Source organism: Cryobacterium sp. MDB1-18-1 (assembly GCF_004402735.1).
In the GTDB taxonomy this organism is placed as follows: domain Bacteria; phylum Actinomycetota; class Actinomycetes; order Actinomycetales; family Microbacteriaceae; genus Cryobacterium; species Cryobacterium glucosi.
This window is the reverse complement of the sequence record NZ_SOFR01000044.1, coordinates 414494-438950: the sequence shown is the minus strand read 5'-3', so window position 1 is coordinate 438950 and position 24457 is coordinate 414494. Positions and strand designations below refer to the sequence as shown.

The window sequence follows — 24457 nt, the reverse complement described above, 5'->3', positions numbered from 1 at the left end:
CACCGGTCGGTGGATGCGGGGCCGGCTGCGACGTCAGGCGAAGAGGCGCTGCAGGCGGTGGATGCCCTCAAGCAGCTGGTCGTCGCCGAGCGCGTATGAGAAGCGCAGGTACCCGCTCGGTCCGAACGCTTCGCCGGGAACAGCGGCGACCTCGGCCTGGTCGAGGATCAGGTCGGCGAGCTCGAGGGAGGTCGTCGGCGTGACGCCGCCCCAGGTGCGGCCGAGCAGCCCGGTCACGTTCGGGTAGACGTAGAACGCGCCCTGCGGCGTCGGCGTGACCATGCCGGGAATCTTGTTCATCTCGGAGACGATGAGCCTGCGGCGCCGGTCGAAGGCCTCCCGCATCGCGATCGCGTCGTCCTGCGGGCCGGTGAGCGCGGCGATCGCGGCGCGCTGCGACACGTTGGATACGTTAGAGGTGAGGTGCGACTGCAGGTTCGCCGCCGCCTTGATGGCATCGAGCGGGCCGACCATCCAGCCGAGGCGCCAGCCGGTCATCGCGTACGTCTTCGCGACGCCGTTGACGAGGATGGTGCGGTCGGCGAGGGCGGGAACGGCTTCGACGATCGAGAACGCGCGCACGCCGTCATAGGTGAGGTTCTGGTAGATCTCGTCGGTGATGACCCAGAGGCCGTGCTCCTCGGCCCACTCGCCGATCGCCTTCGTCTGCTCCGGAGAGTAGACCGCGCCGGTCGGGTTGGAGGGCGAGACGAAGAGCAGCACCTTGGTGCGCTCGGTGCGGGCGGCCTCGAGCTGCTCGACCGTGACGAGGTAGCCCTGGTCGCTTCCGGCGAAGACGTCGACCTGCACGCCGCCGGCGAGCCGGATCGACTCCGGGTACGTGGTCCAGTACGGGGTCGGCACGATGACCTCGTCGCCCGGGTCGAGCAGGGTTGCGAAGGCCTGGTAGACGGCCTGCTTGCCGCCGTTGGTGATGACCACCTGGGCGGGGGAGACCGCGAGGCCGGAGTCGCGGAGCGTCTTCGCCGCGACGGCCTCGCGCAGGTCGGGAAGACCCGCGGCCGGCGTGTACTTGTGGTTCTTCGGGTCGCGCACGGCGAGAAGCGCCGCCTCGACGATGTGCGCGGGCGTCGGGAAGTCCGGCTCACCCGCCGCAAAGCTGATCACCGGTCGACCGGCCGCCTGCAGGGCCTTGGCCTTGCTGTCGACCTTGAGGGTCGCCGATTCCGCGATGGAGCCGATCCGGGTAGAGATTCGCTTGAGTTCGTGAGCCACAGAACGAGCATACGGTGGCCGCACCCGCGCGGCCAGCATCCGCCCCGGCGGCCCCAGCTTTACAGTCGTGCCGGTGTGACCTAGACTTGATCGAGGTAGTTGAAATCTGCCATGCTTTTTTGCGCCTTTTTCTCGAGTATTTTTCGGGGGGTGGTGTGAGTTCGCATGGCGATCCGGCTGCATAGGGTGGTGGCTCAATTGGTAGAGCAGCGGTCTCCAAAACCGCAGGTTGCAGGTTCGAGTCCTGTCCGCCCTGCAAGTCGGTGGCATTTCCGTCGGCCCATGAAAGGTGTAACAGGTGGCCCGAAAAGTTGTCGACGAACCCAGTGAGGAAATCGTCGCAGACGCACGACTCGCTCGCGACGGCAAACGCGGTCCGTTCGCACGGATGTCTCTGTTCCTGAAGCAGGTGATGGCGGAGCTTCGCAAGGTTGTCACGCCGACCCGCAAGGAACTGCTGAGTTACACGGCTGTCGTGCTGGTCTTCGTAGCGATCATGATGGCGCTGGTTTCCGCCCTCGACTGGGTGTTCGCACTCGTCGTCACGTACGTCTTCGGAACACCAAGCGGCTGACCGGCCGCCGCCAAGGCGGCTGACCGCACGGCCAGGATTCACGGCAACGCTGCGCGGGACACGTCTTCGTGCCCGCGCACTACATAAGGATTGAGATTTAGTGACTGAGACGAATCACGACGACGCCGACTGGGCCACCGCCGCCGAGCAGGCGTCTGACGACGACGAAGCACAGGAAGGCAACGTCCACGAAGCGGAGGAAGAGTCCGTGGAGGCCGCCGAACAGGTGGCCGTCCACGTCTTCGACCCCAGCGTCGGCGTTGAAGACAACCTCGACGCCGCCCTCGACGCCCTCGCCGGCGCGGTCGACCCCGCAGCCGACTCGGAGGTCGACGACGCCCTGGACATCGACTCCGTCGACGAGGCCGAGGCTGCCGCCGAAGCCGTCGACGACGAGGAAGATGTCGACGGCGGCGCGGACACGGCCGATGCAGAAGCCGATGCGGCCGACGCTGCTGACGCATCCGCTGAGCCCGTCGACGAAGACCCATACGCCGAGTTCCGCAAGGAACTCCGCTTCCAGCCCGGCAAGTGGTTCGTCATCCACTCCTACGCCGGCTTCGAGCGTCGCGTGAAGTCGAACATCGAGAACCGCAAGCAGTCGATGGCCATGGAAGATTTCATCTACCAGGTCGAGGTTCCGATGGAAGACGTCGTCGAGATCAAGAACGGCCAGCGCAAGATGGTCACCCGCGTGCGTATCCCCGGATACGTGCTCGTCCGCATGGACCTCAACGAGGACAGCTGGTCCGTCGTCCGGCACACGCCGGGTGTCACCGGCTTCGTCGGCAACGCGCACAACCCGACGCCGCTGCGCTTCGAGGAGGCCTTCGGCATGCTGAAGAGCCTCGTCGAGATCCAGGACGTGCCGTCCGCCAAGGGCGCGGGCACGCACGGCAAGATCGCGACCCGCGCACTGCCCGCCGAGATCGACTACGAAATCGGCGAGACCATCACGATCAAGGAAGGCTCGTTCGCGGGCCTGCCCGGCACGATCAGTGAGATCAAGGCGGAGAGCGGCAAGCTCATCGTCCTCGTCTCCCTGTTCGAGCGTGAGACCCCGGTCGAACTCAGCTTCGACCAGGTCACCAAGCTTTAGTAAGTTTCCCCACCACCGGGGCCCGTCCGGGCCACCGGGAGAGTTGCCTCGCGGCCGCTCGTCATCATAAAAGAAGGAAGAATCATGGCACCGAAGAAGAAGGTTACTGGTCTGATCAAGCTTCAGATCAAGGCCGGCGCCGCAAACCCCGCACCGCCCATCGGGCCGGCACTGGGCCAGCACGGCGTGAACATCATGGAATTCTGCAAGGCATACAACGCCCAGACCGAATCCCAGCGCGGAAACGTCATCCCGGTTGAGATCACCGTGTACGACGACCGTTCCTTCACGTTCATCCTGAAGACCCCGCCCGCAGCGGAGCTCATCAAGAAGGCCGCCGGCGTCACCAAGGGCAGCGGAACCCCGCACACCGTCAAGGTGGCCAAGCTCACCCAGGCGCAGGTCCGCGAGATCGCCGAAGCGAAGATGGTTGACCTCAACGCCAACGACATCGACGCCGCCGCGAAGATCATCGCCGGCACCGCACGCTCCATGGGCGTTACGGTCGAGGCCTAACCTCAACCAGGCATCCGCCACCAGCAGTACGTGGAAGAGCCGGCCAGGCTCGCACCACACTCTCAAATCTTTATATTCAGGAGATTCACATGGCACAGAAGTCAAAGGCCTACCGGGCCGCGGCCGAGAAGATCGAGGCCGACAAGTTCTACACCCCCACCGAGGCCGTCACGCTCGCGCGTGAGACCGGCTCCGCGAACTTCAACTCGACCATCGAGGTCGCATTGAAGCTCGGCGTCGACCCGCGCAAGGCTGACCAGATGGTCCGCGGAACCGTTATTCTTCCTCACGGTACCGGCCGCGTGTCGCGCGTCATCGTCTTCGCAACCGGCCCCGCGGCCGAGGCAGCCATCGCTGCCGGCGCCGACGAGGTCGGTGGCGACGAGCTCATCGAGAAGGTCGCCGCCGGTTACACCGCCTTCGACTCCGCGGTTTCGACCCCGGAGCTCATGGGCAAGGTCGGTCGTCTCGGTAAGGTCCTCGGCCCGCGTGGCCTCATGCCGAACCCGAAGACCGGAACGGTCACGACCGACGTCGCCCGCGCCGTCAACGACATCAAGGGCGGCAAGATCGCGTTCCGCGTCGACAAGCACGCCAACGTGCAGTTCGTCGTCGGCAAGGCATCCTTCACCGCCGAGCAGCTGAACGAGAACATCACGGCAGCACTCGAGGAGATCGTCCGCCTCAAGCCGAGCTCGTCCAAGGGCCGCTACGTCATGAAGGGCGCCGTCTCGACGACCTTCGGTCCCGGCATCCCGCTCGACGTCAACGCCATCTAAGCACCGGCACCAGCACCACAACGAAGGGCCCGTCGCAAGACGGGCCCTTCGTCGTACCCGTCTCGTCCTGGCGACGGTCAGTCAGAGACGGATGTCGGGCGCGGCTTCCCCGGATCGACGACTCCGGGTGCGGCATTGCCCGGATGTGCGCGGAGCAGCGCCGCGACCGCGAGCGCATCACCCTCCGGCTGGTGCGAATTCGTGTGCGGCTTCGCGATGAACAGGTAGAGCAGGCCCGCGCCCATCACGACCGCCAGCCCGATCAGCACGATCCAGTCGTCGAGGAAGACCCCCGTCTTGCCGGGCAGCGCCAGCAACACCATCGCGAAGACACCGTAGGCGAGGGCGACCACGTTGACGACGAAGCCGGCCCTGCCGAGGTTGAACGGACCGGCCGGACGCCAGCCCTTGATCCTCTGGCGGAGCGCCGCGAGCACGACGGACTGGAACGCCACGTAGATGCCGATCACCGCGAATGCCGTGATCTGGGTGAGGCTGCCGCCCGCGTAGATCAGCAGGCAGAGCGCGAGCGGGATCGAGCAGGCGACGATGAGCGCGTTCACCGGGACGGCGGTGCGCGGACTCACCTTGGACAGCCAGGCGTGGCCGGGGATCATCCCGTCGCGGGCGAAGGAGAACATCAACCGGCTGGCCGCGGCCTGCAGGCTCAGCACGCAGGACAGGAACGCCGTGATCGCGACGACCAGGAAGAGCTTGGCGCCGACGGTTCCGAGCGAGGCCTCGAGGATCGCCGGGATCGGGTCGATGTCGTTGCCGTCGACCACCGCCTGCAGGTCGGGTGCCGCCATCACGTAGCCGCCGAAGGAGAACAGTGCGGAGACCCCGCCGACGAGGATGGTCAGGATCATGGCCCTCGGGATGCCCCTGGCCGGGTTCGCGACCTCCTCGGCCACGTCCCCGCAGGCTTCGAAGCCGTAGAACAGGAACAGTCCGGCGAGTGCCGCGCCGAGGAACGCGACGGCGTAGTTGCCGTCGCCCTCGACGCCCATCGTGCTGAAGAAGACGCTGAACTCCTGCTTGCGCTGGAAGATCAGCAGGTAGAGCCCGAGCCCGATCACGCCGATGAGCTCGGCGCCGAGGCCGATCCTGGCGACCCGGCCGAGCATCTTCGTGCCAGAGAAGTTGAACGCGAAGGCGACCAGCAGGAACAGTACCGAGAGGCCCAGCGTGACCTCCTTCGTGACCGGCGCGTCGATCAGGCTGCCGAGGAAGCCGCTGCCGAACTCGGCGACGGCAGTGATCGTGACGAGCATCGCCCAGACGTAGACCCAGGCGGCCATCCAGGCGTATCGCTTGCCCCAGAGCCGGCGGGTCCACGGGTAGATCCCGCCGGCGATCGGGTACTGCGAGACGACCTCGCCGAAGACGAGGGCGACGAGCAGCTGGCCGGCGCCCACGATCAGGATCCAGAAGATCGAGGGCGGCCCGCCCGTGCTGAGGGCGAGCGCGAAGAGGGAGTACACGCCGACGAGCGGCGAGAGGTAGGTGAAGCCGAGGGCGAAGTTGGCCCACAGCGACATCGAACGGTGGAAGGAATCCTCGTACCCGAGCACCCTGAGGTGCTCCTGGTCACCGATTCCCCTCGCGGCGGGCGTCTTTCCGGGCTGATCTGCGCTCATCATGACCTTTCGGCTGCGGTGCATCCTGACGTCGTCGGCAGGCTGTGTGTGCCCACCATAGTGACACCATTGCGAGAAAGCTATAGAACCGGATGTTTGCCCCGAAAGGGGTGGATCAGCCGATGTAGCTCATCACGTGCTTGATGCGGGTGTAGTCCTCGAGGCCGTACATCGAGAGGTCCTTGCCGTAGCCGGAGTGCTTGAAGCCGCCGTGCGGCATCTCGGCGACGAGCGGGATGTGCGTGTTGATCCAGACGCAGCCGAAATCGAGGCGCTTGGCCATCCGCATCGCACGCGCGTGGTCCTTCGTCCAGACCGAGGAGGCCAGGCCGTACTGCACGTCGTTCGCCCAGGCGAGCGCCTCGGCCTCGTCGGTGAACTTCTGGGCCGTGATGACCGGTCCGAAGATCTCGTTCTGCACCGCGTCGTCGCCCTGCCGCAGGTTAGAGACGATCGTCGCCTCATGGAAGTAGCCGAGGTCGCCCTGGCGGTGCCCGCCGAGCGCGATGTCGGCGTGGTCGGGCAGGCCCGCGATGACGCCCTGCACCCGGGCGAGCTGGTCGGCGCTCGAGAGGGCGCCGAAGAGGATGCCGTCCTCGCGCGGGCCGCCGGTCCTCGCGTTCACCCGGGCGTACGCCGCGAGTGCTGCAACGAACTCGTCGTGGATTCCGGCCTGGACGAGGACCCGGGTGGCGGCGGTGCAGTCCTGGCCGCCGTTGTAGAACGCGGCCGTCGCGATGCCCTCGACGGCGGCGTCGATGTCGGCGTCGTCGAACACGATCACCGGGGCCTTGCCGCCGAGTTCGAGGTGCACGCGCTTGACGTCGAGCGCCGCGGTGCCCGCGACCTCCATGCCGGCCCGTACGGAACCGGTGATCGACACCATCTGCGGGATCCGGTCGGCGACGAGGGCGCGGCCCGTGGTGCGGTCGCCCATGACGACGTTGAAGACGCCGGCCGGGAAGAACTCCGCGGCGATCTCGGCGAGGAGGAGCGTCGAGACGGGTGTCGAGTCCGAGGGCTTCAGTACGACGGCGTTTCCGGCAGCGAGGGCGGGGGCGATCTTCCAGATCGCCATCATCATCGGGTAGTTCCACGGGGTGACCTGCCCGATCACGCCGATCGGCTCCCGCCGGATGAACGAGGTGTGGTCCTTCAGGTACTCGCCGGCTGACTTGCCCTCGAGCACGCGGGCGGCGCCGGCGAAGAAGCGTACCTGGTCGATCATGACGTCGACCTCGTCGCCGACGAGGCCGGCACGCGGCTTGCCGGTGTTCTCGCTCTCGACGTCCGCGATCTCCTCCGCACGCTCGGACAGGGCATCGGCGAACTTCAGCAGGGCGAGCTGGCGTTCGCCGGGCGTGGTCTCGCCCCACGTCTCGAACGCGGTCGCCGCTGCGGAGTACGCGGACGCGACATCCGCTTCTGTCGACACGGGGGTGCGCGCGTAGACCTCCTCGGTTGCGGGGTTCACGATGTCGAGCTGCTCGCTCGCTGCGGAGGCGACGTACTGCCCGTTGACGAAGTTACGGAGTTCACGGATGGACATGCGCAGGCCTTTCCCAAGCGTCTGGTCGGCGCTGGCCAGGGCCGCGGCGCCCGGGGCGGAGTTCCCCAGAGGCCGACGATACCCTAAATCATCCCAAATGCAATCTTTTATTCCGGTGGGCGCCGGACGATCACGTCGAAGGGAATCCCGGGGCAGGGCACCCGGTCATAGCCGGTGAGCGGATGCCCCGGGTTCGGCACGATGTCGCCCGCGGCGAGCGTGGCCTCCGTCGAGATCATGACGCGGCCGACCGCGTTGACGAGGGCGGCGGGCGCGCTGAGTCCGAGCAGGACCGGAAGCAGGGCCTGCTCGAGACGGGTGACCGACACGTCGGCCCCGATCACGCCGACCGTGCCGCCGTCGACCTGCACGGGGAGGGTGAGGGTCACGATGAAATCGAAGGTGCACAGGTGGTCGACGTACGGACCCGTGACGTGCGCCCGCCCGGTGGCTTCCGGCACCCGGTACCACTCCAGGCCGCGGAAGTCGCGCAGGTATTCGGTGTGCACCCGCGCCGCGAGGTCGAGCCGGGTGGGGGAGAGCGTCGTGCCGAGCAGGGGGTTCGACGCGAGCGGGCCGAGCCACCAGGCGAAATGCGCGGGGCGGCCTGGCCGGTAGTCCGCTGTCGCGATGAAGCCGGCGCCGACCAGGAGGGCCGGGGCGCCGTGCGGTGCCGTGCCGTGCGGTGCCGCGCCGTGCTGTGCCGTGCCGTGCTGTGCCGCGTCCCGGTGTGCGGCCGGTTCGGCCTCGCCGAGGAGGGCCGGCAGGACGAGCGTCTCCACGAGGGCGTCGAGTTCGGTCGTCGTCGTGAGCGGGACCGCTGCGGCGACCCGGTCCCGCCAGTCCCCGAGCACCGTGAACACGTCGGCGACCGCGGCGCTGACGGCGGCGGCGCAGGCCTGGGGAGCGAGGGGGGCCGGCGTCACGACCGGTGTTTCAGGCGCTGACAGCGGATGCCGCATGGAGCGTTCCTCCCCGTTCGATCCTGGTCTTCGCGGCATGCAGCCACTCGGCGAGTTCGCGCACCTGCCCGGCGACGAGGGTGCGGGCGTGCGGGCCGTCGCCACTCCGGATCGCCGCGACGACGTCCGTGTTGCAGGCAGCGACACTGGCTCGCATCGACGGGTCTGCGAGCCCGAGCAGGAGGAGCGGGCCGAACTCGGCCTGCAGCCGGACCTGTTCGCGCACGAGCCGGGCCGACTGGCTGAGTACCGCGAGTTCGAGGTAGAAGCCGCCTGCATTGGCGCGGGCGCCCGCGTCGCGGTCCCAGTCGGCCTGGGCGAGCCACTCGGAGAGTCGATCGGCATCCTGCGGTGCCGCGCGAAGTGCGGCCCGTTCCGCGCAGCCTTCGATGATCGTGGAGAAGTAGACCGCGAGGTCCGAGAGCTCGACGTGGGCGACGCCGCGGAGCCGGGTGTGCAGGAGCGTCTCGTCCGGGGCATCCGCCTGGATCACGAAACTGCCGCCACCGCGGCCGCGACGGGTCTCGACGAGGCCGGTCTCGCGCAGGATCACGAGGCCCTCGCGGACCGTGATCAGGGCGACACCGAAACGGCGGGCGAGCTCCTGCTCGCTCGGCAGGCGTTCGCCCGCCGTGAGGACGCCGAGGATGATGGCATCGGTCAGGCGACGGGCAACCTGCTCGGCGCGGCCGGCCTCGATGAGCTGGGCGAAGATCGCCTCCCGGGCGCCGGGTCGCAGCTGTGCCTCCATAGACTTCAATGTAGCCGACGGTGGCATGCTGGGAACTGTCGGACGGGTGCCGGAACCGAAAACATTCGGTATAGGATCACAACTGAGTCCCGTCGGTGTTGCCGGCCGGACGCGTCGATGGGGACCGAGGTGAGCTGATGCCGCACGAACCGTCGGCCCGCGCACCCCGGCTGAGGGTCGCCGATTTCTCGCGCGTGCTCGCCGGGCCGTATGCCACGATGATGCTCGCCGACTTCGGCGCCGACGTGATCAAGATCGAGAGCCCGGCCGGGGACGACACCCGGCAGTGGTTGCCGCCCACGGATGCCCAGGGCGCGTCCACCTACTTCGGTGCGGTCAACCGCAACAAGCGTTCGGTCGTCTGCGACCTCGGCACCGTCGAGGGACGGGCGGCGGCCTGGCGCCTCGCGACCACGGCGGATGTCGTGGTCGAGAACTTCCGGCCCGGCGTGATGGAGCGGTTCGGCCTCGGCTACGAGGCCGTGCGCGCCGCGAACCCCGGCGTCGTCTACTGCTCGATCACGGGCTTCGGTGCCGGTGCCGGTGCCCGGCTCCCCGGCTACGACCTCCTCGTGCAGGCCGTCGGTGGGCTGATGAGCGTGACCGGCCCGGTCGATGGGGAGCCGAGCAAAGTCGGCGTCGCCCTCGTGGACGTGCTCGCCGGACTCAACGCGCTCAGCGGCATCCTGCTCGCGCTCCGCGAACGCGATTCCCGGGGCGATGCCGGCGCGGCCGAGGCCACCGGCCCGGGCAGGGCCTCCGGAGGGCGCGTCGAAGTCGACCTCCTGACGACCCTGCTCTCGGCGCTCACCAACCAGGCGGCGGGCACCCTCGCAACCGGGCACTCTCCGGCGCGCCTCGGCAACGCCCACCCGAGCATCGCCCCGTACGAGCTCTTCGCGGCATCCGACCGCGACCTCGTGATCGCCGTCGGCACCGATTCCCAGTTCCGCACGCTCGTGCGCCTCCTCGGCGCACCCGGCCTCGCGACCGACCCGCGATTCCTCGGCAACGCCGACCGGGTGCGGCACCGCGCCGACCTCCGGCCCGCCCTCGAAGCCCTCCTTCGTGCCCATCCCGCGGCGCACTGGGTCGACACGCTCACGGATGCCGGGGTGCCAGCCGGACTCGTCAACTCGATCAGCGAGGCCTTCGCCTTCGCCGAGGGTCTCGGAACCGCGTCCGTCGTCGAGCTCGTGTCGGGTTCGGACCCGCGGCGCGTCAGCCGGCAGGTCGCCAATCCGATCCACCTCGGCGACCGTCCGGCCGGCTACCTGCTGCCTCCGCCCCGGCTCGGCGAACACGCAGGGGCCGACTGGCTCGGGCCGGACGCTCACAGCGCCCTCGGCGCGGCCGCTTCGGCGGAGCCGGCACCGGCACCCGTCCCCGCACCCGCATTCAGGCCCACTCCCGCACCACCCACCGCGCTCCGCCGAACCGAACAGGACCTCTCGTGACCGCATCAGGCCGCCCCACCCCACTCGTCGCCAGCCCCCTCGTCGACTCGGTCTTCGATCTCGACGACCTCCTCGCTCCAGAAGAGGTCGTCTGGTCGCGCAAGGCCCGCGCGTTCGCGACCAACCGCATCCTGCCCACGATCGAGCAGGACTTCGAGGACCGGTTCTTCCGCGCCGAACTCGTCCCCGAACTCGGCGCGGCCGGCTTCCTCGGAATGCACCTCGAGGGCTACGGCTGCGCGGGCGCGAGCGCCGTGAGCTACGGCCTCGTCTGCCTCGAACTCGAGGCCGCCGACAGCGGCTGGCGCACCCTGGTCTCTGTGCAGGGCTCGCTCGCCATGTCGGCGATCCACAAGTACGGGACTGAGGACCAGAAGCAGCTCTGGCTGCCCGGCATGGCCGCCGGCTCCCTCATCGGCTGCTTCGCCCTCACCGAACCGACCGGCGGCAGCGACCCCGCCGCGATGCGAACGACCGCCACGCGCGACGGCGACGACTGGGTGCTCACGGGCACGAAGCGCTGGATCGGCCTCGCGAGTGTCGCCGACGTCGCAGTGGTGTGGGCGCAGACGGATGCCGGGGTGCGCGGATTCCTCGTTCCCACCGGGACGGCGGGGTTCACCGCGACACCGATCGCTGGCAAGCTCTCGATGCGCGCGTCCATCCAGTGCGACGTCACCCTCGACGGGGTGCGCCTGCCCGCCGATGCCGTCCTCCCCGGCGCCACGGGGCTCTCCGGCCCGTTCAGTTGCCTGAACGAGGCGAGATTCGGCATCGTCTGGGGCGCGATGGGGGCCGCCAGGAGCTGCCTCGACGCTGCGATCGCCCGGTCGCGCAGTCGTGAGGTGTTCGGCCGCCCGATCGGGGCCATGCAGCTCACCCAGGCCAAACTTGCCGACATGCTCGTCGAGTACGAGAAGGGCGTCCTCCTCGCCCTGCACCTCGGGCGGCTGAAGGAACGCGGCACCCTCTCCCCGGCCCAGATCAGCGTCGGCAAGCTCAACAGCGTGCGCGAGGCCATCCGGATCGCCGGCCTCGCCCGGTCGATCCTCGGCGGCGACGGGGTGACGAACGAATTCCCGGTGATGCGTCACCTCGCCAACCTCGAGTCCGTCCGCACCTACGAGGGCACGGACGAGATCCACCAGCTCGTGATCGGTCGCGCTCTCACGGGGATGCCGGCGTTCTGACCCGGCCAGGGCACCGGCGGGTCGTTTCCGGCCGTACCCCCACTTCGCGGCGGGCGGGCCCGCCCGGCCCTTCGCGCCGTCGTCGCCGGAACGCCGTGTGTCATAGTTGAAACACGCGTACGTGGCGACAAGGACATCGGGTGGAAATAGTGTCGGTAACAGGCGGACAGGCCGCATTCGCTTACCTGCGCGGACGCATCCTCTCCGGTGAGATCCCGGGTAACGCCACCTTGCGCGAGCAGGCGCTCGCCGAGGAACTCGGCGTCAGCCGCACCCCGATCCGCGAAGCGCTGCGGAGGCTCGACGAGACCGGCCTCGTCGAGTTCGTGCCGAACAAGGGCGCGACGGTCATCGCCTGGACGACCGAGCAGATGCGCGAGACCTACTACTTGCGGGCCATGCTCGAGAGCCGCGCGGCAGGCCTCGCCGCGGTGCGGATCTCCGACGGCGACCTCGACCGTCTCGCCGAACTGATCACCCTGATGGACGACGTCGTGCTCGCGAAGGACGACGCCGGCATCTCCCGGCTCGGCGAACTCAACGCCGAGTTCCACCGCATCATCGTCACCGCCGCCGCGAACGCCCAGCTCACCCGCCTGACCGTGTCCGTCGGCCGGGTACCGCTGATGGCGAAGGCCTTCCGCCGCGACAGCGGATCCTTCCGCGCGGTGAGCAATCACCATCACCGCGACATCCTGGCCGCCCTCCGCTCGCACGACGCGCTCTGGGCCTCGACGTCCATGCGGTCGCACATCCTGGCCGCACGCAATTCGGTGCAGAGCTGGGACCAGGGCGACGATTCCGCCGTCACGCCTGGCGCCGCTCAGCCCGCTGACGCCAATCCGCTCGACGCGGAGGCAATCGACGCGGCCGACCTGGCCGACCTGGCCGACTTCACTCCGTAGCGCGCATCCCGGATCTCGGCCACAGACCCCTGCAGGGCGATCCGGCCGGCCTCGACCACCGCGACCCGGTCACAGGTCTCCGCGACGATCTCGAAATCGGTCGATGCGACGAGGAGCGCGAACTCCTTCGCGTGCCAGAGGTCGCGCAGCAGGGTGGCGTGCGCGGCCCGGGCGTCCGGCTCCAGGCCCGCACCGGGGGAGACCGCGATGACGAGGGCGGGGTCGCCGGAGAGGACGGCGGCCAGGACCACCCGGTGGAGGACGACGGGGTCGAGGTCCTGCGGATACTGCCGGGCCCTGGCGGCCGGATCGACGACACCGACCAGGTCGAGCAGGTCGACGATGTGCCGCTTCGCGACGTCCGGGGTGACGCCGATGCGTTTTCGGAGGGCGCCGGCGAGCTGGTTCCTCACCGACCGGGTGCGGTCGAAACTGCTGAGCGGGTCGGCGGGCAGGTAACCGATCACGGTGCCGAGCAGGCGTGCCGCCGGGCCGCGACCGGGTCCGACCAGTTCCACGCCCTCCACGAGGATCGAGCCCGCCGCGATCGCGGCGCCCTCCGGGAGTTCTCCTGCGATCGCGAGCGCCACCGAGATCGCGCCGGCGGCCACGGTTCCGACGAGGCCCAGGGACTCGCCGTGGGAGACCGACAGGGTGATCGCATCCACCGGGGCAAGTGTCGTTGTCGCCGACGAGACGCCGAGCCCGCGCACGTCGAGCACGGAACTCGCCCGGAAGGTGTGCGAAGGCACGGGATCCTCGTCCGGGTGATCGGCGGCGGCCGGGGCAGCGGCCGGTTTCCCGGCTCCGGTCGCCGCGACGGCGAGCTCGGGATCGGGGAAAGGGGTCACGGCCGGGCCAATCATTACGTCTCCCAGTGCTGTATGCAATCTTGACCACATCTTCCGCTAAATTCGCGAGAATGTCGAATCAGCTCCCCGAAATTTCGTCACTTTGCATACATAATTGACGGCCGGTGTGGCGAAACAATCCCGCAACATGAGGCGACTACGCTCCGACCATGGTTGACCTGTTCACCGGCTACGGTGCCACTACGAAGAGTCGGAAACGGACGGGGTCAGCGAGCGCCTGGGACGAGATGTTCCCGGATCCGTCCTCGCTCACTCCGACGGAAACGCGTGCCGCGTACAAGGACGTCTACGGCGCCCTGGCCAGAATGACCCAGGAGGAGCTGCGGGGCCGCACGGCGGCGCTCGCGAGTTCCTACCTCGCCCAGGGCGTCACGTTCGACTTCGCCGGGGAAGAGCGTCCGTTCCCGCTCGACGCCGTTCCGCGGGTGATCGAGCAACCGGAGTGGGTCACCGTCGAGGCCGGCATCAAGCAGCGCGTGCTCGCCCTCGAGGCGTTCCTCGCCGATATCTACGGGCCCCAGGCCGCCGTGCACGACGGCGTCATCCCGGCGAGCCTGATCAGTTCGTCGAACCATTTCCACCGGCAGGCCGCCGGCATCGTCTCGGCCAACAACGTGCGCATCCAGGTCTCCGGCATCGACCTGATCCGCGATGAAAAGGGCGCGTGGCGGGTACTCGAGGACAACGTCCGGGTGCCCAGCGGCGTGAGCTATGTCATCTCCAACCGTCGGGTGATGGCGCAGACGCTCCCCGAACTCTTCGTCTCGATGCGGGTGCGCCCGGTCGGCGACTACCCGAACAAGCTGCTCCAGGCGCTCAGGGCATCCGCCCCCGCCGGGGTCGACGACCCCAATGTCGTCGTGCTCACCCCGGGCGTCTTCAACTCCGCATACTTCGAGCACACCCTGCTCGCCCGGCTGATGGGCGTCGAGCTCGTCGAGGGCCGCGACCTGTTCTGCTCGGGCGGGCGCGTCTGGATGCGCACGACCGCGGGCCCCACCCGGGTCGACGTGATCTACCGCCGGGTCGACGACGAGTTCCTCGACCCGCTCCAGTTCCGCGCGGACTCCCAGCTCGGGTCGCCCGGCATGCTGATGGCGGCCAGGCTCGGGAACGTCACGATCGCCAACGCGGTCGGGAACGGTGTTGCAGACGACAAGCTCGTCTACACCTACCTGCCCGATCTCATCCGCTACTACCTCGGCGAAGACGCGATCATCCCGAACGTCGACACCTGGCGGCTCGAGGATCCCCTCGCGCTCGAAGAGGTGCTCGACCGGCTCGACGAGCTCGTGGTCAAGCCCGTCGACGGGTCGGGGGGCAAGGGCCTCGTGGTAGGGCCCGCCGCGTCGAAGGCGGAGCTCGCGACACTGCGGAAGCAGCTGCTGCGGGACCCGCGCGGCTGGATCGCGCAACCCGTCGTGCAGCTCTCGACCATCCCGACCCTCGTCGAGGACGGCATGAGGCCGCGCCACGCCGACCTGCGCCCCTTCGCCGTGAACGACGGAACGGATGTCTGGGTGCTGCCGGGCGGGCTGACCCGCGTCGCGCTCCCCGAGGGTGAGCTCGTTGTCAACTCGAGCCAGGGCGGCGGGTCGAAGGACACCTGGGTGATCGGGCTCGAACCCGATTTCTACCATGAGTCCTCCGCGCGCAACATCCAGGGCCTCGTGGCCGACCAGGCCGCGAACACCCAGGCGACGGCCGCGGGCACGCACCCCGTCGACCACTCGCCGCAGGACAAACCGCTGGGCAACAGCGACCAGCAGGAGCAACAACAGCAGCAGCAGCAGCAGCAGGGGAGGCAACCGGTGTCCGCAGGGGCGCCGGCGGCATCGAAGTCATCGGCGCAGGAGGACCGGGAATGTTGAGTCGCATTGCAGAAAGCCTGTTCTGGATCGGACGGTACATCGAGCGCAGCGACGGCACCGCCCGCATCCTCGACGTGCACCTCCAGCTTCTGCTCGAGGATCCCTGGATCGAGGAGAACCTCGCCTGCCGGTCGCTCCTCCAGCTGATGGGCAGCCCCGTCCCCGATGAGGGAGAGCTGACCCGCAAGGACGTTCTCGCCACCCTCGCCATGGACCGCACGCATCCGGCTTCGATCGCGTACTCGATCACCTCCGCACGCGAGAACGCCCGTCGTGCGCGGGAGATCGTGCCGACCGAACTCTGGGAGTGCCTCAACACGACGAGCGCGCGGATGCCCCGCAAGGTCGCGAGTGAGAAGACCCACGACTACTTCGCGTGGGTGCGGGAACGCGCCGCGCTCGCCGTCGGGATCGTCGAGGCCGGTGCGAGCCGGGACGACGCCTGGCATTTCTTCACCCTCGGGCGCAGCCTCGAGCAGGCCGACATGACGGCACGCCTCCTCGCGACCCGGTCGCTGACCGAGGCGAGCGGGCCGTCCTGGACGACGATCCTGCGTTCCTGCGGCGCGTACGAGTCCTACCTGCGCACCTACCGCGGAGTGCCTTCTGCCCGGAACGCCGCTGAATACCTGCTGATGGACCGGTTGTTCCCCCGGTCCATCGTCTTCTCCGTTTCGCGCGCCGAACAGTGCCTCCGCGACCTCGAGCCGCGCACAGACCGGGCCGGGGTCACCGGCCAGGCCCAGCGGGTGCTCGGCCAGATCCGCAGCCAACTGGAGTACCGACCGATCATGGACATCCTGAACGACCTGCCGCTGCAGATGATGCGCGTCCAGGACGCGACGAGCACCGCTTCCGAAGCCATCGGTAACCGGTACTTCCCCAAGGGGAACGTTCCGACCTGGACAGGGGAAGCCTCGTGAACCGCCTCCGGATCCGGCACACGACCGGGTACCGCTACAAGGGCGAAGTCGCCGCGTCATACAACGAGGCGCGGATGCTGCCGGTCAGTTCGGTCGACCAGTTCGTGCTGTTCTCGAACCTCGAGATCAGCCCGGCGGCGGGCAACCACTACTACGCCGACTACTGGGGCACCCGGGTCTCCTCGTTCGAGGTGCTGACGCCGCATTCCGAGCTGATCCTCACCGCCAACAGCCTCGTCGAAGTCCGGCCGCGCGAGCACGAGACCCACGAACACAGCTGGGTCGACCTCGCCGCGGACGCCCTGCGCACCTCGACGCTCTTCGAACACTCCCGGCAGACCCGCCTGACGAAACCGCCGATGGACGTTGAGGCGCTCGCCGCCGAGATCGCCGCGCGCCACACGAGCTCCTGCTCGGCCGCCTACGAGATCTGTGCCGCGATCGGCGACCAGATGCAGTACGTCCAGGGTGTCACGGGCGTGCACTCGACCGCCGAGGAGGCCTGGAACGACCGGCGCGGGGTCTGCCAGGACATCACGCACATCGCCCTCGGAGCCCTGCGCTCGGTCGGGATCCCGGCCCGGTACGTCTCCGGCTACCTGCACCCGAAGCCGAACGCCGAGGTCGGCGAGACCGTCACGGGCGAATCCCACGCCTGGGTCGAGTGGTTCTGCGGCGAGTGGCGCGGATTCGACCCGACGAACCTCATCGAGATCGGTGACCGGCACGTCTCCGTCGGCCGCGGCCGTGACTACAACGACGTGCCGCCGCTCCGCGGCGTCTACGCAGGCTCAGCGGGCTCCCAGCTCTTCGTCACGGTCGAGATCACCCGCGAGGCCTGATCGGCCGGGCGGGAACGGCGGGCGCGGGCTGCGGCGACCAGCATGACGGCGAGACCGGCCACGGTGACGACCGCGCCGGCCCAGATCGGCGAGGTGTAGCCGAGGCCCGCGCTGATCGTGAGACCGCCGAGCAGGGCGCCGAGCGCGTTGCCGAGGTTGAAAGCGGCGATGTTCGCGCCGGAGGCGAGCGTGGGCGCCTCGCTCGCGTAGCTCATCACCCGCATCTGCAGGCCGGGGACGGTTGCGAAACCGAACCCGCCGAGGAGGACGAGCGAGGCGATCGTCGCGCCCTGGCTGCCCGCGGTCAGCGCGAAGGCGACGAGGACGACGGCGAGCGCCGCCAGGACGACGATGAGGGTCCGGTCGACGGAACGGTCGGCCGCCTTGCCGCCGAGGACGTTGCCGACGAACAGGCCGACCCCGAAGAGGACGAGTAGCCAGGGCACGCTCGCGGCGGCGAAGCCGCTGACCTCGGTGAGGGTGAAGGCGATGTAGGTGAACGCGCCGAACATGCCCCCGTAGCCGAGCACGGTCACGGCGATCGAGAGCCAGACCTGGCTCGAGCGGAAGGCCCTGAGCTCGCCGCGGAGACCGCCGGCGCCGGCCGTGGCGTGCGCGGTCGCGGGCACGAGCGTCGCGATGCCGACCAGGGCGAGCACGCCGATCGCGGTGATCGCCCAGAAGGTCGCCCGCCAGCCGAGGTTCTGGCCGAGGAGGGTTCCGAACGGCACGCCGAGCACGTTCGCGACGGTGAGGCCCGTGAACATGATCGCGATGGCACCCGCCTTCTTCGTCGGGGCGACCATGTCGGCGGCGAGCACCGAGCCGATACCGAAGAACGCACCGTGGCAGAGGGCGGCGACGATGCGGCCGAGCATCATGACCGGGTAGGTCGGTGCGAGCGCCGAGATCAGGTTGCCGAGGATGAAAAGCCCCATCAGCGCGATGAGCACGTGCTTGCGTGGCAGCCGGGTGACGGCAGCGGTGAGGCCGAGTGCTCCGATGACAACGCTCAGGGCGTAGCCGGAGATGAGCCAGCCGGCCGCCGCCTCGCTCACGCCGAAATCGGAGGCGAGGTCCGGCAGGAGGCCCATGATGACGAACTCGGTGAGTCCGATGCCGAACCCTCCGAGTGCGAGGGCGAAAAGACCAATGGGCATGCGGGAGACTCCTTGGGGGGCGGAAACTGTACTTACGCGGTCATGCTGCGTACGCTGTTAGTTGCAGGCGCGTCATTAATACTTGCACACGCTAGATAATCGCGCAAGCAACTAGTTTGTCGACGAGGTCGACGGAAATCGGAGTGGACCATGGGCATCGAAGACGACGCCGTCGAGATCCGCGCCCAGGGCTGGCGCACGCTCGCCGCGCTGCACGGCCTCATCGAGGCGGCCCTCGAGCGCGCGCTCCAGGGCGGTGCCGAGCTCTCCGTGATCGAGTTCACCGTGCTCGACGCGCTCAGTCGCCAGCACGGCTGGCACATGCGGATGCAGCAGCTCGCCGGCGCGACCGCGCTCAGCAGCAGCGCAACGACCCGGCTCGTCAACCGGCTCGAGGATCGCGGCCTGCTCACCCGCATCCTCTGCGCCGACGACCGCCGCGGAATCTACACCGAGCTCACCGCGACCGGCCAGGCCCTGCTCGCGGATGTCCGCCCCCTCTACGACGACACACTCGCGACAGCCCTCGCCGAGGCCGAGGCAAAACCCGAACTGGCCCCGCTCGTCGAGGCCCTGCACCGCGTCCCCGACACCGTCCCCGTGGCATAGCTCCTGCAGATTCCGGAAGACCGGATGCCCGGCCCCGGAATTCCAAGGAACGTCCGGGCCGGGGTGGAGATCTGCAGGACGATCGGCACCCGCTTCGGTGTGCAGCGGCATCCGCTCAGGGGGTGGGACTCAGAGGCTGGGGGAGTGGGATTCCAGGAACTGGTAGACCTCGGTCTGGTCGACGCCGGGGAAGGTGCCGGTCGGGAGGGCGGCGAGCAGGCTCGTCGGGGTACGCGCGGCCGGCCAGGCCTGGCCCGCCCAGCGCTCGGCGAGTTCGTCGGGGGCGCTGCGGCAGCAGCTCTCGTCCGGGCAACGGGAGACGGCCCGGTTGTTCGTCTCGCGGCCGAGGAACCACTTCGTCTCCGAGAACGGCACGCCGACGCTCACCGAGTACTCACCCTCCTTCGCCTTCGCGATGCGGGAGGTGCACCAGAAGGTGCCGGACGGGGTGTCGGTGTACTGGTACCAGGGGCTGAACCGGTCGGCGACGTCGAAGACCGTGCGAGCGGTCCAGCTGCGGCAGACCGTCGTCCCTTCGACGGCGCCGAGGGCGTCGCTCGGGAACCGCACGGAGTCGTTCTCGTATGCCTTGATGATCGTGCCGGACTCGTGCACCTTCATGAAGTGCACCGGGATGCCGAGCCGGGCCGTCGCGAGGTTCGTGAACCGGTGCGCGGCCGTCTCGTAGGACACCGCGAAGGCGTCGCGGAGATCCTCCATCGAGATGTTGCGCTGCGCCTTGGCCTCGGTCAGAAGTTTCACGGCGTCGTCCTCCGGCAGCAGGATCGCCGCCGTCAGGTAGTTGGTCTCGACCCGCTGCCGGAGAAATTCCGCATAACTTGTCGGCTCCTCGTGCCCGCAGAGTGCGCTCGCGAAGGCCTGGAGGATCGGCGAGCGAGTGTCCCGGGATGCGCTCTGCTCGATCGGCAGGTAGATACGGCCGTTTCGCTTGTCGGTGACCGATCGCGTCGAGTGAGGCAGGTCCGCGACGTAGTGCAGGGAATAGCCGAGGTGCGCGGCCATGTCGGCGACGACCCGCTGCGGCACCGGCCCGCCCCGGTGGCCGACCGCGCCCAGCAGCCCGGCCGCCTGGGCCTCGAGCTCGGGGAAATAGTTGTCCCGCGCGCGCATGATGCCGCGCAGTTCCGCGTTGGCCCGCCGCGCCTCCTCTGGCGTCGCCGCCCGCTCCCGGTGCAGACGCTCGATCTCGTGGTGCAGGGTGAGGATCGTCTGCAGCGCCTCATCGCTCGTTGACCGGCCAATCCGGATGTGCGGCAGCCCGAGGGCGGTGAAGACCGGCCCCCGCTGGGCCCGTTCCACGGCGATCTCGAGGGCGGCACGCTCCGAGGGCGCCTCCGTCTTGAGCAGCTCGTCGACGGTCGTGCCGAGCGCGGTCGCGATCGTGCGCAGCATCGACAGGCGCGGCTCGCGTTTGCCGTTCTCGATCATCGACACCTGCGACGGCGCCCGCCCGACGGCGGCGGCGAGGGTGTCGAGGGTCATCCTGCGGGAACCCCGCAGTTCACGGATGCGCCGGCCGAGAGTCAGGGCGTCGATCCCGTGCTCGTCGGGTTCCGGCTGGGACAGGGCGGTGCGCAGGGAGGGATCGGCGGTGATCATCGCACCATGTTCACACGGTGCAGAACTTCACGCAAGCAGAAGAACTTCATTTCTTCTGTCATTCCAGGAGGGGTTCGGGTCGCTCAACCACCGCAGAGTAGGTGTCACAGGCAAGCAATGACGCAAACCCAAGGAGACAGCATGACCGAGAACGCAGCCCGCCCCGGCGACCAGACCCAGACCGCCGCCGAACTCGCCCTCGAGTGGGCGGCCGACGCACGCTGGAACGGTATCCGCCGCGACTACACCGCGGAGGATGTCATCAGCCTTCGCGGCTCGGTCCGCGAGGACCGCACTCTCGCCCGCCGCGGCGCCGAGAACCTCTGGAAACTCATCCACCAGAACGGCACGGCGGAGAACCCCGAGTGGGTGCGCGCCCTCGGCGCCCTCACCGGCAACCAGGCCGTGCAGCAGGTGCGCGCCGGCCTCAAGGCGATCTACCTCTCCGGATGGCAGGTCGCCGCCGACGCCAACCTCTCCGGCCAGACCTACCCCGACCAGTCGCTCTACCCCGCGAACTCCGTCCCCTCGGTCGTGCGCCGCATCAACAACGCGCTGCTCCGTGCCGACCAGATCGAGTCGAGCGAAGCAGCCGCGAACGGCGGAACCGGCACCGGCATCGACTGGCTCGCGCCGATCGTCGCCGACGCCGAGGCCGGCTTCGGCGGCCCGCTCAACGCCTACGAGCTCATGCAGTCGATGATCGAGGCCGGAGCGGCCGGCGTGCACTGGGAAGACCAGCTCGCGAGCGAGAAGAAGTGCGGCCACATGGGCGGCAAGGTCCTCGTCCCGACCGGCCAGCACATCCGCACCCTGAACGCCGCCCGTCTCGCAGCGGATGTCGCCGGCGTGCCGACGATCATCATCGCGCGCACCGACTCCCTCGCCGCCACGCTCATCACGAGCGACATCGACGAGCGCGACCAGGAGTTCCTCACCGGCGGGCGCACCGCGGAGGGCTTCTACGACACCCAGAACGGCATCGACGTCGTCATCGCCCGCGGTCTCGCATACGCGCCGTACGCCGACCTGCTCTGGGTCGAGAGCTCGGAGCCCGACCTCGAGCTCGCGCAGCGCTTCGCCGCCGAGATCCACGCGCAGTTCCCCGGCAAGAAGCTCGCATACAACTGCTCGCCCTCGTTCAACTGGAAGTCGCACCTCGACGATGCCCAGATCGAGGCGTTCCAGCGCGAGCTCGCGAAGGCAGGCTACGCCTTCCAGTTCATCACCCTCGCCGGCTTCCACGCCCTCAACCACTCGATGTTCACCCTGGCCAAGGACTACTCCGAACGCCAGATGAGCGCATACGTCGAACTCCAGGAGGCCGAATTCGCCTCCGAGGCAGACGGCTACACCGCCACCCGCCACCAGCGGGAGGTCGGCACCGGCTACTTCGACAAGATCGCCACCGCGCTCAACCCCAACAGCGCGACGCTCGCCCTCGTCGGTTCCACAGAGGCCGAGCAGTTCTAACCCGATTTACGCCCTGACCCGTCTCACCCCGAGCGGATGCGGCCACCCGGCCGGCCGCATCCGCTCACCGCCCCGAACACCTCGACCTCACCCTCCAGAAGGAGAAACCCCATGAATTCCCCCCTGGCGACGACCGACACGGTCGCCCCGACCACGAACACCGGCAGCTTCGCCATGATCCAGCCGCACCTCGAGGTCACCGGAGACCTCGGTGCCCGCTACGACGAGATCCTCACGCCCGCTGCGCTCGACTTCGTCTCCGAGCTGCACGACCGCTTCGCGGGCACCCGCCACGACCTGCTCGCGACCAGGCTGCGGAAGCGCGTTGACGCCGCCAACGGGCGCGACCCCGGCTTCCTCACCGAAACGGCGCACATCCGTCGCGACCCGAGCTGGCGTGTCGCCGGCGCGGGCCCCGGCCTCGAAGACCGCCGCGTCGAGATCACCGGCCCGACGGACCGGAAGATGGCCATCAACGCGCTCAACTCCGGTGCCAAGGTCTGGCTCGCCGACCAGGAGGACGCAACGAGCCCCACCTGGGCCAACGTCATCGAGGGCCAGATCACCCTGTTCGACACCGTCCGCGGGCAGCTCGACTTCACGAGCGCAGAGGGCAAGGAGTACACCGTCACGGGAGACGCGACCGGCGCGACCCCGACGATCGTGATGCGCCCGCGCGGCTGGCACCTCGTCGAGAAGAACATCAGCTTCGTCGACCGGGCGAACCGCACGATGAGCGCGTCCGGCAGCCTCGTCGACTTCGGACTGTACTTCTTCCACAACGCCCAGCGCCTGATCGAGGGCGGCAGCGGACCGTACTTCTACCTGCCGAAGCTCGAGAGCCACCTCGAGGCCCGGCTCTGGGACGACATCTTCAGCCACTCCGAGGACGCGCTCGGCCTGCCGTACGGTACGATCCGCGCGACCGTGCTGATCGAGACGATCCAGGCCGCCTTCGAGATGGAGGAGATCCTCTACGAACTCCGCGACCACTGCGCGGGCCTCAACGCCGGCCGCTGGGACTACATCTTCAGCATCATCAAGACCTTCCGCGCCCGCGGGCGCAGGTTCGTCTTCCCCGACCGCAAGCAGATCACGATGACGGTGCCGTTCATGCGCGCCTACACCGAGCTGCTCGTCTCGACCTGCCACGGCCGCGGCGCGTATGCCATCGGCGGCATGAGCGCCTTCATCCCGAACCGGCGCGACCCGCTTGTCACGGAACGGGCACTCGAGCAGGTCGCTGCGGACAAGAAGCGCGAAGCCGGCGACGGTTTCGACGGCACCTGGGTCGCCCACCCCGACCTGATCCCGACCGCCCAGGCCGAGTTCGATGCGGTGCTCGGCGACCGGCCGAACCAGCTCGACCGCACCCGCGACGACGTCAGCGTGACCGCCGCGGAACTGCTCGACGTCGCATCCGTCGGCGGGCAGATCACCACCGCCGGCGTGCGCGACAACATCACGATCGGGCTGCGTTACATCGAGTCCTGGCTGCGCGGTGTGGGGGCCGCGGCGATCGACAACCTGATGGAGGACGCCGCGACCGCGGAGATCTCCCGCTCGCAGGTGTGGCAGTGGATCCACGACAACTCGGTCACCGCCGAGGGCGTGCGCATCGACGGACCGTGGGTGGACGGCCTCGTCGCCGAGGTGTTCGCCGGCCTGCCCCGCACTCCCGGTGACCGCTTCGACGACGCGTTGTCGGTCTTCCGCACCTCGGCGCTCGAGCCCGAGTTCCCGACCTTCCTCACCGTCGGCGCATACGCCCGCTACCTGTAGCGGTCCGTCCCACCTCCGCGAAAGCGGGTGAATCGTCGTTCTGACCGCTGGTTAGCGACGTTTCACCCGCTTTCGCGGGCCGACGGGGTCGGTAGGGTGGGGACGTGATATCGATACGAACGGCGGGGGCGGCGGATGCCGGGGTGCTCGCCGAACTCGCGGCAGCGACCTTCGCGCTCGCGTGCCCTCCGCACACGACCCACGAGGCGATCGCGGCCTTCGTGCGCGACGTTCTCTCAGAGTCGAACTTCGACGCCTACCTCGCCGACCGCGGGCGGATGCTGTTCCTCGCCGAAGACCCGGAGACCGGTCTTCCCCTCGGCTACACCATGCTGATCTTCGGCGAGCCCGGTGACCCTGAGGTGCTCGCGGCCATCGGCATCCGCCCGACCGTCGAGCTCAGCAAGTGTTACCTGCGCGCCGAAAGCCACGGGCGTGGAGCGGCCGCAGCGCTCATGACGGCGACACTCGACGCCGCGCGGGATCGCGGCGCGCGGGGCGCCTGGCTCGGGGTGAACCAGGAGAATGCCCGGGCCATCCGTTTCTACGGGAAGCACGGCTTCGCGCGGGTCGGCACCAAGCACTTCCTGGTCGGCGACCGGTTCGAGGACGACTTCGTCCTCGAACGCGCCCTCTGACCCGGCGGC

General features: G+C 68.8%; 22 protein-coding genes and 1 tRNA gene. 15 read left to right on the top strand and 8 right to left on the bottom strand.

The window, feature by feature from the left end; genetic code table 11:
- Positions 1 to 33: 33 nt before the first annotated feature.
- Complete coding sequence (locus E3O50_RS11620; protein WP_166790577.1) at positions 34 to 1236, bottom strand: pyridoxal phosphate-dependent aminotransferase; 1203 nt, start codon at positions 1234 to 1236, stop codon at positions 34 to 36.
- Positions 1237 to 1419: 183 nt separating this feature from the next.
- Here E3O50_RS11620 and E3O50_RS11615 point away from each other — a divergent pair.
- The 5 genes from E3O50_RS11615 to rplA all read left to right on the top strand — a co-directional run bounded on the left by E3O50_RS11615 (position 1420) and on the right by rplA (position 4204).
- Positions 1420 to 1492 (top strand) — tRNA-Trp (locus tag E3O50_RS11615).
- A gap of 42 nt (positions 1493 to 1534) precedes the next feature.
- Complete coding sequence (secE, locus tag E3O50_RS11610) at positions 1535 to 1810, top strand: preprotein translocase subunit SecE (protein WP_134446683.1); 276 nt, start codon at positions 1535 to 1537, stop codon at positions 1808 to 1810.
- Between the two features lie 100 nt (positions 1811 to 1910).
- Positions 1911 to 2909, top strand: a complete 999-nt coding sequence (gene nusG, locus E3O50_RS11605; RefSeq protein WP_134446685.1) for a transcription termination/antitermination protein NusG — start codon at positions 1911 to 1913, stop codon at positions 2907 to 2909.
- An 84-nt stretch (positions 2910 to 2993) separates the two neighbouring features.
- Positions 2994 to 3425, top strand: coding sequence for a 50S ribosomal protein L11 (rplK, locus tag E3O50_RS11600; RefSeq protein ID WP_134446687.1), 432 nt, complete (start codon positions 2994 to 2996; stop codon positions 3423 to 3425).
- Positions 3426 to 3514: 89 nt separating this feature from the next.
- Positions 3515 to 4204, top strand: a complete 690-nt coding sequence (rplA, locus tag E3O50_RS11595; RefSeq protein WP_134446689.1) for a 50S ribosomal protein L1 — start codon at positions 3515 to 3517, stop codon at positions 4202 to 4204.
- 77 nt (positions 4205 to 4281) lie between these two features.
- Here rplA and E3O50_RS11590 read toward each other — a convergent pair whose 3' ends face one another.
- From E3O50_RS11590 to E3O50_RS11575, 4 genes are all read right to left on the bottom strand, one after another.
- On the bottom strand, positions 4282 to 5847 hold the full coding sequence (locus E3O50_RS11590) for an amino acid permease (protein WP_241975178.1): 1566 nt from the start codon (positions 5845 to 5847) through the stop codon (positions 4282 to 4284).
- Positions 5848 to 5959: 112 nt separating this feature from the next.
- Positions 5960 to 7393, bottom strand: coding sequence for an aminobutyraldehyde dehydrogenase (locus E3O50_RS11585; RefSeq protein ID WP_134558073.1), 1434 nt, complete (start codon positions 7391 to 7393; stop codon positions 5960 to 5962).
- 107 nt (positions 7394 to 7500) lie between these two features.
- Positions 7501 to 8319, bottom strand: a complete 819-nt coding sequence (locus E3O50_RS11580; RefSeq protein WP_134558072.1) for a PDC sensor domain-containing protein — start codon at positions 8317 to 8319, stop codon at positions 7501 to 7503.
- Positions 8320 to 8329: 10 nt separating this feature from the next.
- Positions 8330 to 9106 carry a GntR family transcriptional regulator gene (locus tag E3O50_RS11575; RefSeq protein ID WP_241975177.1) on the bottom strand — a complete coding sequence of 259 codons (777 nt, stop codon included), beginning with the start codon at positions 9104 to 9106 and terminating at the stop codon, positions 8330 to 8332.
- Positions 9107 to 9243: 137 nt separating this feature from the next.
- Here E3O50_RS11575 and E3O50_RS11570 point away from each other — a divergent pair, with 137 nt between their 5' ends.
- The 3 genes from E3O50_RS11570 (at position 9244) to E3O50_RS11560 (ending at position 12658) form a co-directional block, all read left to right on the top strand.
- Positions 9244 to 10563 (top strand): CoA transferase, encoded by a 1320-nt coding sequence (locus tag E3O50_RS11570; RefSeq protein ID WP_134558070.1) that lies wholly within the window; start codon positions 9244 to 9246, stop codon positions 10561 to 10563.
- Positions 10560 to 11753: an acyl-CoA dehydrogenase family protein gene (locus E3O50_RS11565; protein WP_134558069.1), complete on the top strand. Its 1194-nt coding sequence runs from the start codon at positions 10560 to 10562 to the stop codon at positions 11751 to 11753. The genes E3O50_RS11570 and E3O50_RS11565 overlap by 4 nt, the downstream gene beginning before the upstream one ends.
- A gap of 149 nt (positions 11754 to 11902) precedes the next feature.
- Positions 11903 to 12658 carry a GntR family transcriptional regulator gene (locus tag E3O50_RS11560; RefSeq protein WP_166790576.1) on the top strand — a complete coding sequence of 252 codons (756 nt, stop codon included), beginning with the start codon at positions 11903 to 11905 and terminating at the stop codon, positions 12656 to 12658.
- Here the strand turns inward: E3O50_RS11560 and E3O50_RS11555 are convergent.
- Positions 12577 to 13524 (bottom strand): ABC transporter ATP-binding protein, encoded by a 948-nt coding sequence (locus tag E3O50_RS11555; protein ID WP_166790984.1) that lies wholly within the window; start codon positions 13522 to 13524, stop codon positions 12577 to 12579. The two genes, E3O50_RS11560 and E3O50_RS11555, sit on opposite strands and share 82 nt — an antisense overlap.
- 155 nt (positions 13525 to 13679) lie before the next feature.
- On the opposite strand from E3O50_RS11555, the gene E3O50_RS11550 reads away from it, so the two are divergent.
- The 3 genes from E3O50_RS11550 to E3O50_RS11540 are packed head-to-tail and all read left to right on the top strand — an operon-like array spanning position 13680 to position 17166.
- On the top strand, positions 13680 to 15401 hold the full coding sequence (locus tag E3O50_RS11550; protein ID WP_134558066.1) for a circularly permuted type 2 ATP-grasp protein: 1722 nt from the start codon (positions 13680 to 13682) through the stop codon (positions 15399 to 15401).
- Positions 15395 to 16324 carry an alpha-E domain-containing protein gene (locus E3O50_RS11545; protein ID WP_134446707.1) on the top strand — a complete coding sequence of 310 codons (930 nt, stop codon included), beginning with the start codon at positions 15395 to 15397 and terminating at the stop codon, positions 16322 to 16324. Before E3O50_RS11550 ends, E3O50_RS11545 begins: the two co-directional genes overlap by 7 nt.
- Positions 16321 to 17166, top strand: a complete 846-nt coding sequence (locus E3O50_RS11540; protein WP_134446709.1) for a transglutaminase family protein — start codon at positions 16321 to 16323, stop codon at positions 17164 to 17166. Before E3O50_RS11545 ends, E3O50_RS11540 begins: the two co-directional genes overlap by 4 nt.
- On the opposite strand, the gene E3O50_RS11535 is transcribed toward E3O50_RS11540, so the two are convergent.
- Entirely contained in the window at positions 17106 to 18326 is a 1221-nt protein-coding gene (locus E3O50_RS11535) for an MFS transporter (protein ID WP_134446710.1), read from the bottom strand. The two genes, E3O50_RS11540 and E3O50_RS11535, sit on opposite strands and share 61 nt — an antisense overlap.
- 150 nt (positions 18327 to 18476) lie before the next feature.
- Here E3O50_RS11535 and E3O50_RS11530 point away from each other — a divergent pair, with 150 nt between their 5' ends.
- Entirely contained in the window at positions 18477 to 18935 is a 459-nt protein-coding gene (locus E3O50_RS11530; RefSeq protein WP_134446712.1) for a MarR family transcriptional regulator, read from the top strand.
- Between the two features lie 129 nt (positions 18936 to 19064).
- On the opposite strand, the gene E3O50_RS11525 is transcribed toward E3O50_RS11530, so the two are convergent.
- Positions 19065 to 20555 (bottom strand): helix-turn-helix transcriptional regulator, encoded by a 1491-nt coding sequence (locus tag E3O50_RS11525; RefSeq protein ID WP_134446713.1) that lies wholly within the window; start codon positions 20553 to 20555, stop codon positions 19065 to 19067.
- Positions 20556 to 20696: 141 nt separating this feature from the next.
- On the opposite strand from E3O50_RS11525, the gene aceA reads away from it, so the two are divergent.
- The 3 genes from aceA (at position 20697) to E3O50_RS11510 (ending at position 24448) form a co-directional block, all read left to right on the top strand.
- Positions 20697 to 22028 carry an isocitrate lyase gene (aceA, locus tag E3O50_RS11520; protein WP_134558065.1) on the top strand — a complete coding sequence of 444 codons (1332 nt, stop codon included), beginning with the start codon at positions 20697 to 20699 and terminating at the stop codon, positions 22026 to 22028.
- 174 nt (positions 22029 to 22202) lie between these two features.
- Entirely contained in the window at positions 22203 to 23810 is a 1608-nt protein-coding gene (gene aceB, locus E3O50_RS11515; protein WP_134446895.1) for a malate synthase A, read from the top strand.
- Positions 23811 to 23914: 104 nt separating this feature from the next.
- The gene (locus E3O50_RS11510; RefSeq protein WP_198413583.1) at positions 23915 to 24448 is read left to right on the top strand and encodes a GNAT family N-acetyltransferase; all 534 of its coding nucleotides are present in this window, start codon (positions 23915 to 23917) and stop codon (positions 24446 to 24448) included.
- Positions 24449 to 24457 lie beyond the last annotated feature (9 nt).

Excerpts from the sequence above, each read along its gene's own strand:
- rplK (WP_134446687.1), top strand. The coding sequence starts at position 2,994 with ATGGCACCGAAGAAGAAGGTTACTGGTCTGATCAAGCTTCAGATCAAG.
- rplA (WP_134446689.1), top strand. The coding sequence starts at position 3,515 with ATGGCACAGAAGTCAAAGGCCTACCGGGCCGCGGCCGAGAAGATCGAG.
- E3O50_RS11590 (WP_241975178.1), bottom strand. The coding sequence starts at position 5,847 with ATGATGAGCGCAGATCAGCCCGGAAAGACGCCCGCCGCGAGGGGAATC.
- E3O50_RS11585 (WP_134558073.1), bottom strand. The coding sequence starts at position 7,393 with ATGTCCATCCGTGAACTCCGTAACTTCGTCAACGGGCAGTACGTCGCC.
- E3O50_RS11575 (WP_241975177.1), bottom strand. The coding sequence starts at position 9,106 with ATGGAGGCACAGCTGCGACCCGGCGCCCGGGAGGCGATCTTCGCCCAG.
- E3O50_RS11570 (WP_134558070.1), top strand. The coding sequence starts at position 9,244 with ATGCCGCACGAACCGTCGGCCCGCGCACCCCGGCTGAGGGTCGCCGAT.
- E3O50_RS11555 (WP_166790984.1), bottom strand. The coding sequence starts at position 13,524 with ATGATTGGCCCGGCCGTGACCCCTTTCCCCGATCCCGAGCTCGCCGTC.
- E3O50_RS11550 (WP_134558066.1), top strand. The coding sequence starts at position 13,680 with ATGGTTGACCTGTTCACCGGCTACGGTGCCACTACGAAGAGTCGGAAA.
- E3O50_RS11545 (WP_134446707.1), top strand. The coding sequence starts at position 15,395 with ATGTTGAGTCGCATTGCAGAAAGCCTGTTCTGGATCGGACGGTACATC.
- E3O50_RS11535 (WP_134446710.1), bottom strand. The coding sequence starts at position 18,326 with ATGCCCATTGGTCTTTTCGCCCTCGCACTCGGAGGGTTCGGCATCGGA.
- E3O50_RS11530 (WP_134446712.1), top strand. The coding sequence starts at position 18,477 with ATGGGCATCGAAGACGACGCCGTCGAGATCCGCGCCCAGGGCTGGCGC.
- E3O50_RS11525 (WP_134446713.1), bottom strand. The coding sequence starts at position 20,555 with ATGATCACCGCCGATCCCTCCCTGCGCACCGCCCTGTCCCAGCCGGAA.
- aceA (WP_134558065.1), top strand. The coding sequence starts at position 20,697 with ATGACCGAGAACGCAGCCCGCCCCGGCGACCAGACCCAGACCGCCGCC.
- aceB (WP_134446895.1), top strand. The coding sequence starts at position 22,203 with ATGATCCAGCCGCACCTCGAGGTCACCGGAGACCTCGGTGCCCGCTAC.